The organism is Paraburkholderia sp. (genome assembly GCF_036488795.1).
In the GTDB taxonomy this organism is placed as follows: domain Bacteria; phylum Pseudomonadota; class Gammaproteobacteria; order Burkholderiales; family Burkholderiaceae; genus Paraburkholderia.
Genome location: NZ_DASXHA010000040.1, coordinates 39,095 through 51,414, shown reverse-complemented (window position 1 = coordinate 51,414; position 12,320 = coordinate 39,095). Strand labels below are relative to the sequence as shown.

Sequence of the window (12,320 nt, the reverse complement as noted above, 5' to 3'; positions counted from 1 at the left end):
CCAACAAAACAAGAGATAGAAATCGCGCAAATGGGGTGGGCATGAGTAACCGGGGGCGTCAGCAACCGGCGCACTATACAAAAAAATCCTCCTGCTGTGCGCCGGACTGCAATAAATATCCCGAAATCAGCGGGTTAGCTGCGGCGATGGTTGAAAGCGCTGGCTTGGCGCGCGACGGTTGTGTGGCGGGTTTGAGAGCCGGGTCTGAGAGCCGCCTCCGCAAGCTGCATCGAGCCGCGTTGGGCAGCCTCAGGTCGAACTTGGGCGCACTGTCGCCGCATTTGGCGGCCCGCGTTTGGGAACGTCATTTATGAGGCGCCATTTGTGAGCTGCACTTGTTTGCCCCCACTTGTGAGCCGCCATTTGTGAGCCGCCATTTGTGAGCTTCCATTTGTGAGCTTCCATTTGTGAGCTTCCATTTGTGAGCTTCCATTTGTGAGCTTCCATTTGTGAGCTTCCATTTGTGAGCCCGCATTTGTGAGACCGCATTTGTGAGACCGCATTTGTGAGCCTCCACTTGTGAGCCTCCACTTGTGAGCCCGCACTTGTGAGCCTCCACTTGTGAGCCTCCATTTGTCAGCCTCCGTTTGTGACCCCCCACTTGCGAGCCTCCCGCTTGTGAACCCCCACTTGCGAGCCTCCACTTGCGAGCCTCCACTTGTGAGCCCGCTTTGTGAGCCCGCATTTGAAATGCCGCGCTGAGCCCTCGCACGCGCCGCCGCTGACCACGCCCGACTGACCGGTCCGCGCAGCACGCCGGGCATGCCGGCGCGCTACCCGGTTACATCAACGGGCTTAGCTCAAGCGCGGCATTCCGGCGGCGCCAGGTTGGACGGCAGCGAAGGCGCCTCAGCCGGCGACGGCCCCGCGCCTGGCGCCGGCAGCGACGAAGCACTCTTGCCGCCAGCAAAGCATTCCCACGTCACCGTGCCGGGTTGTGCAGTGCCTTTGACCAGCGCGACGCGGGCGGTCGGCGCCTCCGCGTTGTCCGGGACGGACGGCACCAGCACCAGCGTATTGGAGCCGGCGGGCGCGACCCGCGTCGTGAAGGCGACGGTGATCTGGCCGGTGTCGTCGTCGACATGCACCGACTGCACATTGCGCGTGCCCGGCGGCGGTGCATAGCCGCCACCCAGGGCGCTGCCGCTTGCGGCATTCTCCGCGACCGCCAGCCGCGCCGATGCCGCCAGCGACAGGCCCTCGCCCACCCGGCTGCGCGCCAGATAGTCCTGATACGCGGGAATTGCGTACGCCGCGATCACGCCGACAATCGCAAGGACGATCATCAACTCGATCAGCGTGAAACCCAGGTTTCGACACGCCCGCGCAATCCTTGCGGGCCAGCGACCGCCCGGAGAGGAGATGGGTGCGTCCGGGAAAGGATCGTCGCGCCGCGAAAGCAGCAAACGGAATGAAGAGGCGGGAACAGTTACGGTCATCAGCAGGCTCCTGAAACAAAAAACGCCTGCTCCGAGAATCGGAACAGGCGTTTTGATCGTAGCCGGCAGTGAGCCGCCTAAACAGTCAGCCAGACGGCCAACGTCAGTGCAGCACGACTCATGGTTTGCAGGCGCCGCGCCGCCTCAATGCGTCCCCTGGCTGGCGGCGCGGCTTGCGTTTCGACGCTTGAGCGCATAGCCGAGAATCACCACGAACAGCGCACCTGCGATGCTCATGCCGTATTCGGCGGCGGGCGAGTCGAGAATCGGCCAACGGTCGCCGGCCGGGTCGTTGATGATCAGGCCGCCTGCAATCCAGCCGAGCAGCGCCGCGCCGAGCGTGATGACGATCGGAAAGCGGTCGAGCATCTTCAGCACCAGCTGGCTACCCCACACAATCAGCGGGATGCTCACGACCAGCCCGAAGATCACCAGCGCCAGCCGGTGCTGCGGATCCGCCGCTTCAGCCGCGCCCGCGATGGCGATCACATTGTCGAGGCTCATCACGGCGTCCGCGACGATGATGGTCTTGATCGCGCTCATCAGCTTGTCGGCCGGTTTGACGTTTTCATGGGCGTCATGCGCAGGCGCCATCAACCGCACGCCGATCCACAGCAGCAGCAAACCACCGGTGAACTTCAGCAACGGCACATCGAGCAGCACCACCGCAAACGCAATCAGCGCCACGCGCAGCAAAATGGCCCCCGCCGTGCCCCAGAGCACACCCTTCACCCGCTGCGACGGCGGCAGATTGCGGCAGGCGAGCGCAATCACCACCGCGTTGTCGCCACCCAGCAGGATGTCGATCACGATGATCTGGATGACGGCGCCCCAGTGGAGCGTGGCGAAGAACTCGAGCATGAAAGGCGACCAGATCGGGGGGAGTGGGCCAGACGCTCTGCGCGGGACCACGGTTACGCGCAGAAGCGCGAACTCTGGCCGGCAGCTGAAGCGCCAACTCCACTCAACAAAGAATACAAAGAATAGAAAGAAGCGAAACCGGCAGGCAATAAAAAAGCGAGGGAGCAATTGCTCGCTCCCTCGCTTTAGGACTACGTTCTTACGAAAGGATTTCGTAAGAGTATCAGAAAAAAGCGGCGCTGGCCGTGACGACCAGGCCGCTGTATTTCGATTTACAGCATCGCCTTCAGAAGACGCGCCATTTCCGACGGGTTCTTCGTGACCTTGATACCGCACGCATCCATGATTTCCAGCTTGGCCTCAGCCGTATCGGCACCGCCGGAGATCAGCGCGCCGGCGTGACCCATGCGCTTGCCGGCCGGAGCCGTGACACCCGCGATGAAGCCAACCACCGGCTTCTTCATGTTGCCCTTGATCCACTCCGCCGCATTGGCTTCGTCCGGACCGCCGATTTCGCCGATCATGATGACGGCGTCCGTATCCGGATCGTCGTTGAACATCTTCATGACGTCGATGTGCTTCAGACCGTTGATCGGGTCGCCGCCGATACCGACTGCCGACGATTGGCCAAGGCCGATCGCCGTCAACTGGCCGACCGCTTCATACGTCAGCGTGCCCGAACGCGACACGACGCCGATGCGGCCCTTGCGATGGATGTGACCCGGCATGATGCCGATCTTCAGTTCGTCCGGCGTGATCGTGCCCGGGCAGTTCGGCCCGAGCAGCAGCGTCTTGCTGTTCTTTGCGCGCATGCGTGCCTTGAGCTCGATCATGTCACGCACGGGAATGCCTTCCGTGATGCAGATTGCGAGATCCAGGTCGGCCTCGACGGCTTCCCAGATTGCGGCAGCAGCGCCTGCGGGCGGAACGTAAATGACCGAAACGGTTGCGCCCGTTTCAGCCTTCGCTTCCTTCACGCTTGCATAGATAGGAATGCCTTCGAAATCTTCGCCGGCTTTCTTCGGGTTCACGCCGGCGACGTAGGCTTCGCGGCCGTTTGCATATTCACGGCAAGCACGCGTGTGGAACTGACCGGTCTTGCCGGTGATGCCCTGCGTGATGACCTTCGTGTCTTTGTTGATCAGAATCGACATGTATTGACCTCTGTTCGTTTGGCATCGTGCGGTTGCGCCGACGGGCGGGATGTTCTTCGCCCGCGTCGCTCGCACGCCGCCATTCGTAATCCTGGTTAATCCCTGGCAAACCGCCTTGGCAAACCCGCCCTGGCGAATTCGCCTGGAAAACGCCCGGCAGGCTTACGCCTTGCCCGCAGCGGCCGCGACGACCTTCTGAGCCGCTTCTTCCATGCTGTCTGCCGCGATGATCGGCAGGCCGGATTCAGCCAGCATCTTCTTGCCCAGGTCTTCGTTCGTGCCCTTCATGCGGACCACGAGCGGCACCTTCAGCGACACGGCCTTCGAAGCCGCGATCACGCCTTCCGCGATCACGTCGCAGCGCATGATGCCGCCGAAAATGTTGACCAGAATGGCCGTCAGATTCGGGTTCTTCAGCATGATCTTGAACGCTTCGGTGACCTTCTCGGTCGTGGCGCCACCGCCCACGTCGAGGAAGTTCGCCGGTTCGCCGCCGAACAGCTTGATGGTGTCCATGGTTGCCATCGCGAGGCCTGCGCCGTTCACGAGACAGCCAATGTTGCCGTCGAGCGAAATGTAGGCCAGATCGAACTTCGACGCTTCGACTTCAGCCGGATCTTCCTCGTCCAGATCGCGGTAAGCCACGATTTCCGGATGACGGAACAGCGCGTTCGAATCGAAGTTGAACTTGGCGTCCAGTGCGATGACCTTGCCGTCGCCCGTCAGGATCAGCGGGTTGATTTCGGCGAGCGAAGCGTCGGTTTCCCAGAAGGCCTTGTACAGACCTTGCAGGATTGCGCGAGCTTGCGGCAGCGAAGCGGCGGGCACGCCGATCTTCGTGGCGAGTTCGTCCGCTTCGGCGTCTTTCAGACCGGTCGACGGGTCGACGGCGATCTTGTGGATCAGCTCAGGCGTCTTTTCGGCGACTTCTTCGACGTCCATACCGCCTTCGCTCGACGCCATCACGACGACTTTCTGCGAAACACGATCGATCACGAGGCCGACATACAGTTCTTTCTTGATGTCAGCGCCTTCTTCGATCAGCAGGCGATTCACCTTCTGGCCTTCCGGACCGGTCTGGTGCGTAACGAGCTGCATGCCGAGGATCTGGTTCGAGAATTCACGAACCTGTTCCAGCGACTTGGCAACCTTCACGCCGCCACCCTTGCCACGGCCACCCGCGTGAATCTGAGCCTTCACGACCCACACCGGGCCGCCAAGCTCTTCAGCGGCCTTGACCGCATCATCCACCGAGAAGACCGGCTTGCCGCGCGGTACCGCGACTCCGAATTTCCGCAGGATTTCCTTACCCTGGTACTCGTGAATCTTCATGCGTGATTCCCTTCAGTCTGAGAGTTGGGTTGAACATCTTGTCCGCTGCCGTCGTTCAAACGGGACGTGCCGCTGCCGTTGCCGGCGGTGTGGCGCGTCGAGTCGCTTGACGCGTCCGCGCGATCCGCGGAACGCGGTGCACGGCCATACCAGCGCGGATAAAACTGCCGCACCGCCTCGCCGTCGAATCGCAGCGCGTGGCAGCGACCCAGCTGGAATGGCGGTTTGTCATTGGCGTTTTCGTTGGAGCCCTGGGCCGAGCCGTCCTTTGTATCCGCCTCGTGCGGCGGCTTGCCGCCGTTCGTGTTCCACACTTCACCGGCGAACGCCTGAATGGCGGCCGTAGGAAGGAAAGCGCACAACTCGGTGAGATGCGTGCAACCTGCCGTGCCTCCCAGCAAACGGGCGGCTTCGCGACGGAAGTTATTGAACAGATTGAGCCCGATGAGGGCCCGATAGGCGGGATTGGTGGCTTCGCATTGACCGGGATAGGGCACCCAGTCGGACGACGCTTGCGCGTCGACAACGTTGAGCTTGCGATCGATCGTGATGCGGAGCCAGAGTTCATGGATCGGCTGACCGTTGGGCCGGACGCCCGACGCAAGCACCACATCGCGTGGTTTTTGGTCGGTAAGACAAGCCTCTATGTCCCACAGGCCGTCTGCGCGCTCAAATGCTTCCGCTCGTATTGCGCGGCGATGGCGCAACTGACGGGACACTGGCGGGGGAAGCGGCATGCGGAAGGAAAAGGCCGAATTGGAAAACTTCTTAATTTTAGCATACTGGTTATTTGGACCGCTCCGATTGTGCATAGCACCAATCCAGTGCGTCTGGGTGCGGCATAACTTCGCGCTTTCTTCGGAGCGGTTTGGCTTCGATCTGGCACGCTTAGGCGGCTTTTTAGCGATTACTCGTCGGCCAGGTCTTCGTCCAGGCCTTTCAGGATTTTGCCGATGGTGGCGCCCGAAAAGCCCCGTGCCGCGAGGAAACGCGCCTGTTTCGCGCGTTCAGCCGGCGTTTGCGGAAGCTGGTCGAATTTCTTGCGCCAGACGGCTAGCGCTCGCGCCAGCTCGGTTTCGCGCAGCTGGGCGCTCGCCTCTTCGATCAGGGTCTGGCCGACTGCATGGCGCTTCAGCTCACCGACGATCCGGTTCGCGCCAAGTCGCGACGCGCGCCGATGGAGCAGGCTTTCAGCGAATCGTGAATCGGACAGCCAGCCTTCTTTTTCGAGCGAATCGAGCAGCGTCTCCAGAGAGTCGGCTTCCTCGACGAAGGGCGCCAGCTTGCGCGAGAGCTCGGCGCGGCTGTATTCGCGACGAGACAGATAGCCGAGCGCGCGGCCTTTTAGCGAACGAACGGGGCGGCGGGATTTGTCAGAACCGTCTTTGGCGGGCACGGCCTCGCCCGGCTGGCGACGAGAGCGGGTGTAGGTGGTTTCTGAAGGGGGATCAGCATCAGCGCCGGCATGGGCTGTAGCTAAACCGCGCCCGGAAGACTCAGTGCGGCCGGCGGCCTGATCGTGCGCGTCGAAAGATTCGAAGGGGTCGAACGGGTCGCTTTGATCGGCGCGATCTGAATGACCCGAATGACCCGAGCGACCGAATTGACCGCGAGGCCGCGTCGGGGAGCGGGTGCGTGACGGCGCACCAGTTGGGTCACCGTCACGCGGGCCGTCCGCATCACGTCCTGCATGGGATACAGGCCGGCCCTTGCGTAGCACGCGACGATTACTCTTCTTCGTCCGCGACTTCGGCGGCTGCGCCGACGGCGACTTCCGCCATGGCGTTCACACCCAGCGATTCGCGAATGCGGTTTTCGATTTCGCGTGCGATTTCAGGATTTTCGCGCAGGAATTCACGCGCATTGTCCTTGCCCTGGCCGATTCGCTCGCCGTTGTAGCTGTACCAGGCACCCGCCTTGTCGACGATCTTCGCCTGCACGCCCAGGTCGATCACTTCACCCTGGCGCGAAATGCCTTCGCCGTACAGGATGTCGAAGATCGCTTCGCGGAACGGCGGCGACACCTTGTTCTTCACGACCTTCACGCGCGTTTCGTTGCCGATCACTTCGTCGTTCTTCTTGATCGAACCGATACGGCGAATATCCAGACGTACCGACGCGTAGAACTTCAGCGCGTTACCACCCGTGGTGGTTTCCGGGTTGCCGAACATCACACCAATCTTCATACGGATCTGGTTGATGAAGATGACGAGGCAGTTGGTACGCTTGATGGTGCCTGTGAGCTTACGCAGCGCCTGCGACATCAGACGTGCTTGCAGACCCGGCAGCGAGTCGCCCATTTCGCCTTCGATTTCAGCCTTCGGCACGAGTGCCGCGACCGAGTCGATCACGATCATGTCGATCGAGCCGGAGCGCACGAGCGCGTCGGCGATTTCGAGCGCCTGCTCACCCGTGTCCGGCTGCGAAACCAGCAGATCGTTCACGTTCACGCCGAGCTTGCCGGCGTATTGAATATCCAGCGCGTGTTCCGCGTCGATAAATGCTGCCGTGCCGCCGAGCTTTTGCATTTCGGCGATGACCTGCAGCGTCAGCGTGGTTTTACCCGACGATTCCGGCCCGTAGATTTCGACCACACGGCCACGCGGCAAACCGCCGACGCCCAATGCGATGTCGAGGCCGAGTGATCCCGTAGAGACCACCTGGATATCTTCGACTACCTCACCTGCGCCGAGCCGCATGACCGACCCTTTGCCGAACTGTTTTTCGATCTGCGCGAGTGCGGCGGCAAGCGCCTTGCTCTTTTCAGCAGTCAGTCCAGCCGAGCCTTTCTTGCTTTCTTCCATGAATCGTCCTTTGCTATGATGAACGGCGTCTGAGGCGTATGTGCAGCCCATTCATCACGGACAGCACGCTAAACGCAGACACTGTATAAAAAAACAGTAGTTTTGGCAAGCACGATTCGCATGTAAACCTGATTTACATGCAACCGCACCGCCTTAAACTACCCACAATATTCCTGGAGACCGCTGCGCGCCGGGCGTTACCACGGTGCCGGCAAGGGCAGGCGGCGCATCATGCGAATTCTCATTGCCGAAGATGACAGCATACTCGCGGACGGTCTGGTCCGATCACTCCGCCAATCGGCATACGCCGTCGACCATGTGAAGAGCGGTGTCGAAGCGGACACCGCGCTGTCGATGCAAACTTTTGATCTCCTGATTCTCGACCTTGGCCTGCCGCGCATGTCCGGGCTCGAGGTGCTGCGCCGTCTGCGGGCACGCAATTCGAACATGCCGGTGCTGATTCTGACCGCCGCGGACAGCGTCGACGAACGCGTCAAGGGACTCGACCTCGGTGCCGACGACTACATGGCCAAGCCCTTCGCCCTCAACGAACTGGAAGCGCGGGTGCGCGCGCTGACCCGGCGCGGCGCGGGCGGCGGCCCGACCGTGGTGCGGCACGGCTCGCTGTCGTTCGATCAGGTGGGACGGATTGCCTATATCAATGAGCAGGTGATCGAGCTGTCGGCGCGCGAGCTGGGCCTGCTCGAAGTGCTGCTGCAGCGCATTGGCCGGCTGGTATCGAAAGAACAACTGGTGGATCACCTGTGCGAATGGGGCGAAGAAGTCAGCAATAACGCGATCGAAGTCTACGTGCATCGGCTGCGCAAGAAGATCGAGCCGAGCGGCGTGCGGATCATCACCGTGCGCGGGCTAGGCTACTGCCTGGAGAAGGCCGCCCCTGCGGCCACTGCGACGACGGCGTCCGCAGCATCTGCTCCCCCAACGGCTCAAGAGCCGCCCTCGCCCACACCCGCCGCGATGCCCGCGAGCCACTACTTCAAATAGAGGTTGTCCATGTCCGCACGCGCAGACCGCGCCCCGGCGCAGGCGGCGGACCTCGACGACGAGGCGCGCGACGCCCGCTACGCGAACCCGTTCGCCCCGCCCGACGAAACCGAAGCCGCCGCCGAAGCCCGCCCGCGCTCGCTGTTCGGCGAAATTCTCGACTGGATGCTGGCGCCTTTGCTGCTGTTGTGGCCAATGAGCATTGCCGTCACTTATCTGGTGGCCAAATCCATCGCCAACGGGCCGTTCGACCGCGCGCTCGAAACCGATGCCTACGTGCTGGCCCGGCAGATCCATCCGGTCAACGGCGTCGCGGAACTCTCGCTGCCCGACGCGACGCGTGATTTTCTGAGCGGCGACAACGTCGACAAGGTGTTTTATCAGGTGCTCGGCACGCGCGGCGAACTGGTGGGCGGCGACCGCGACATGCCGTTGCCGCACGAGGAGGACCGCCCGCCGCCGGGCGTCGTCGAATTTCGTGACGACGTGCTGCGCGGCAACGATATCCGCGTCGCCTATACGACCGTCGAATTTCCGCATGCGCCGGGTGCGCTGCCGGTCCTGGTGCAGGTCGGCGAGACGCTGGACAAGCGTAGCCAGCTTGCCAACGACATCATCAAAGGCGTGATCCTGCCGCAGTTCGTGATCCTGCCGCTCGCGATCGTGCTGGTGTGGTTCGGCCTGTCGCGCGGACTCGCGCCGCTGCACGCGCTGCAGTCGCATATCCGCGCACGGCGGCCGGATGACCTGTCGCCGCTCGAAGCCCGCCGCGCGCCGCCGGAGATCGAACCGCTGGTAACGTCGTTCAACGACCTGCTAACCCGCCTCGAACAGAACATGGAGTTGCAAAAGCGCTTTATCGCCGATGCCGCGCATCAGATGAAAACACCGCTTGCCGGCCTGCGGACTCAGGCGGAGCTGGCGCTGCGGCAGGACGCGTCCGAGGAGGTGCACCGCTCGCTCGAACAGATCGCGACGAGTTCGGAGCACGCGGCGCGGCTGGTCACGCAGCTGCTGGCCCTGGCGCGCGCGGAAAACCGCTTGTCCGGGCAGATTTTTGCGCCGGTCGAAATCACCGAAGTCGCGCGCAGCGCCGTGCGCGACTGGGTGCAGGCGGCGCTTGCCAAGCAGATGGACCTTGGCTACGAAGGACCGGACGAAGCCGTCGAGATAGACGGCAACCCCGTCATGTTGCGCGAAATGCTGTCCAATCTGATTGATAACGCGATCCGCTACACGCCGGCCGGCGGCCGCATCACCGTACGGGTCAAGCCGGACGTGGCCACGCATCAGGTGCATCTGGAAGTGGAAGACACCGGCATGGGCATTCCGGTTGCGGAACGGGCGCGGGTGGTCGAGCGCTTCTACCGGATCCTCGGCCGCGAAGGGGACGGGAGTGGCCTCGGGCTTGCCATCGTCCGTGAGATCGCCACCATGCACGGCGGCACGCTCGCGATTGACGACAACGTGTATCAAACCGCGCCGCGGCTAGCCGGGACACTGGTGCGCGTCAGCTTGCGCACGCGCGAAGCTGCCCGGGAATTACCCTAACCGGCGCACGACACGCGCGACCTCAAAATGGGTGATGACACCTTATTTGAGTAATTTACCCACTCGATACGCGCAATTAGCCATCAATAGTAGCAATCCGGCTTCCTACCCTGCTCCCTCGATTCTGCCGTCCAACGTCAGTAGGCCGTAAGTTTCCACTCCAATAATCCGAAGCACGGGACGCCTTTCCGGCGAACCGCACGCACGTTCAAAATATTGGAGACGACATATGGCAACCGTTGGCGGGCAAATCTCGCACGTGCCGATGACGCACGAAGAGAAGCGGGTAATCTTCGCTTCGTCGCTAGGCACGGTTTTCGAGTGGTACGACTTCTATCTGGCCGGCTCACTTGCAATCTTCATCAGCAAGAGCTTCTTCTCCGGCGTCAATCCCACTGCTGCTTTCATCTTCACGCTGCTCAGCTTCGCCGCCGGCTTCGCGGTGCGGCCGTTCGGCGCGATCGTGTTCGGGCGTCTCGGCGACCTCGTCGGACGCAAGTACACCTTTCTCATCACCATTGTGATCATGGGTTTGTCGACGTTTCTGGTCGGCTTGCTGCCCGGTTACGCGGCCATGGGCATGGCCTCGCCGGTGATCTTCATCCTCATGCGGTTGTTGCAGGGACTGGCGCTGGGCGGCGAGTACGGCGGCGCAGCCACCTATGTCGCGGAACACGCGCCTGCGGGCCGCCGCGGCTTCTATACCGCGTGGATCCAGACGACGGCTACGCTCGGCCTGTTCCTGTCGCTGCTCGTGATTCTCGGCGTGCGGACCTTCATTGGCGAAGACGCGTTTGGCGTCTGGGGCTGGCGCGTGCCGTTCCTTGCGTCGATCATCCTGCTGGGCGTCTCGGTGTGGATCCGGCTGCAACTGCACGAATCGCCGGTGTTCGCGCGCATCAAGGCTGAGGGCAAGACGTCCAAGGCGCCGCTGACCGAAGCGTTCGGCCAATGGAAGAATCTGAAGATCGTGATTCTTGCGCTGATCGGCCTGACGGCCGGCCAGGCCGTGGTGTGGTACACGGGCCAGTTCTACACGCTGTTTTTCCTGACCCAGACGTTGAAGGTGTCAGGTTCGACGGCCAACATCCTGATTGCGCTGGCCTTGCTGATCGGCACGCCGTTCTTCCTGTTCTTCGGCTCGCTGTCGGACCGGATTGGCCGCAAGCCGATCATCATGGCGGGTCTGCTGATCGCGGCGCTGACCTATTTCCCGCTGTTCAAGGCGCTGACCCACTTCACCAACCCGGCGCTCGAAGCCGCGACGCAAAAGTCGCCGATTGTCGTGATCGCCAATCCGGACGAATGCTCGTTCCAGTTCAATCCGGTCGGTACGTCGAAGTTCACCAGTTCATGCGATATCGCCAAGAGCGCGCTATCGAAGGCCGGCCTGAACTACGACAACGTGGCGGCGCCGGCGGGCACGCTAGCGCAGATCAAGGTGGGCGACACCGTCGTCAACACCTTTGACGGCAAGGCCGCAGACGCCAAGGCGCAGGGCAAGGCCTTCGACGAGACGCTTGGTTCGACGCTGAAAGCAGCGGGTTATCCGCCGAAAGCCGATCCTTCGCAGATCAACTGGCCGATGAGCGTGGTGATCCTGACGATTCTCGTGATCTACGTGACGATGGTGTACGGGCCGATTGCGGCGATGCTGGTGGAGATGTTCCCGACACGGATCCGCTATACGTCGATGTCGCTGCCGTATCACATCGGCAATGGCTGGTTCGGCGGCTTCCTGCCGGCCACGGCGTTCGCGATCGTGGCGGCGAAGGGCAATATCTATTCGGGGCTCTGGTATCCGATTGTGATCGCGCTCATCACGTTCGTGATCGGCATGCTGTTCGTCAAGGAAACCAAAGACTCGGATATCTACGCGCAGGACTGACGCGGCGCGTCCCGGGGGACGGGCGGCCGGGGTCGTGTCCGGCCGGCCTGATAACTTCGAAAAAGTATGGCGGCGGGGGTTGACAGCCCCCACCGCTGTCCGCATAATCTCGCTTCTTTCGGCGAATTAGCTCAGTTGGTTAGAGCGACGGAATCATAATCCGCAGGTCCGGGGTTCGAGTCCCTGATTCGCCACCATATTTGAAACGGCTCACAGCAATGTGGGCCGTTTTTTTTGTCTGGCGCACTGTCAACCAGGTATCCACGCCGCCAGAGATAAAGCCGGG

Annotated in this window: 10 protein-coding genes and 1 tRNA gene; 4 read left to right on the top strand and 7 right to left on the bottom strand. The window is 62.0% G+C overall.

The genetic code is table 11. The features are described from left to right. Window positions 1–800 precede the first annotated feature (800 nt). The 7 genes from VGH41_RS05060 to recA form a co-directional block, all read right to left on the bottom strand. Window positions 801–1,439: a pilin gene (locus tag VGH41_RS05060; RefSeq protein WP_331596245.1), complete on the bottom strand. Its 639-nt coding sequence runs from the start codon at window positions 1,437–1,439 to the stop codon at window positions 801–803. A gap of 144 nt (window positions 1,440–1,583) precedes the next feature. Beyond that, complete coding sequence (locus VGH41_RS05055; protein ID WP_331596244.1) at window positions 1,584–2,300, bottom strand: TerC family protein; 717 nt, start codon at window positions 2,298–2,300, stop codon at window positions 1,584–1,586. A 272-nt stretch (window positions 2,301–2,572) separates the two neighbouring features. Beyond that, the gene (sucD, locus tag VGH41_RS05050) at window positions 2,573–3,454 is read right to left on the bottom strand and encodes a succinate--CoA ligase subunit alpha (protein WP_331596243.1); all 882 of its coding nucleotides are present in this window, start codon (window positions 3,452–3,454) and stop codon (window positions 2,573–2,575) included. A 162-nt stretch (window positions 3,455–3,616) separates the two neighbouring features. Further along, window positions 3,617–4,786, bottom strand: a complete 1,170-nt coding sequence (gene sucC, locus VGH41_RS05045) for an ADP-forming succinate--CoA ligase subunit beta (protein ID WP_090685102.1) — start codon at window positions 4,784–4,786, stop codon at window positions 3,617–3,619. After that, a complete protein-coding gene (locus VGH41_RS05040) occupies window positions 4,783–5,523 on the bottom strand; it encodes a DUF2889 domain-containing protein (protein WP_331596249.1) in 741 nt (246 codons plus the stop codon). The genes sucC and VGH41_RS05040 overlap by 4 nt, the downstream gene beginning before the upstream one ends. Before the next feature lie 170 nt (window positions 5,524–5,693). Beyond that, window positions 5,694–6,506, bottom strand: coding sequence for a recombination regulator RecX (recX, locus tag VGH41_RS05035; RefSeq protein WP_331596242.1), 813 nt, complete (start codon window positions 6,504–6,506; stop codon window positions 5,694–5,696). A 7-nt stretch (window positions 6,507–6,513) separates the two neighbouring features. After that, window positions 6,514–7,590 carry a recombinase RecA gene (gene recA / locus VGH41_RS05030; RefSeq protein WP_331596241.1) on the bottom strand — a complete coding sequence of 359 codons (1,077 nt, stop codon included), beginning with the start codon at window positions 7,588–7,590 and terminating at the stop codon, window positions 6,514–6,516. Between the two features lie 231 nt (window positions 7,591–7,821). On the opposite strand from recA, the gene VGH41_RS05025 reads away from it, so the two are divergent. From VGH41_RS05025 to VGH41_RS05010, 4 genes are all read left to right on the top strand, one after another. After that, on the top strand, window positions 7,822–8,595 hold the full coding sequence (locus VGH41_RS05025; protein ID WP_331596240.1) for a response regulator transcription factor: 774 nt from the start codon (window positions 7,822–7,824) through the stop codon (window positions 8,593–8,595). A 9-nt stretch (window positions 8,596–8,604) separates the two neighbouring features. Continuing rightward, the gene (locus VGH41_RS05020) at window positions 8,605–10,146 is read left to right on the top strand and encodes a sensor histidine kinase (RefSeq protein WP_331596239.1); all 1,542 of its coding nucleotides are present in this window, start codon (window positions 8,605–8,607) and stop codon (window positions 10,144–10,146) included. A 229-nt stretch (window positions 10,147–10,375) separates the two neighbouring features. Continuing rightward, the gene (locus tag VGH41_RS05015; protein WP_331596238.1) at window positions 10,376–12,034 is read left to right on the top strand and encodes an MFS transporter; all 1,659 of its coding nucleotides are present in this window, start codon (window positions 10,376–10,378) and stop codon (window positions 12,032–12,034) included. Window positions 12,035–12,154: 120 nt separating this feature from the next. After that, window positions 12,155–12,231 (top strand) — tRNA-Met (locus VGH41_RS05010). The last annotated feature ends 89 nt before the right edge of the window (window positions 12,232–12,320 follow it).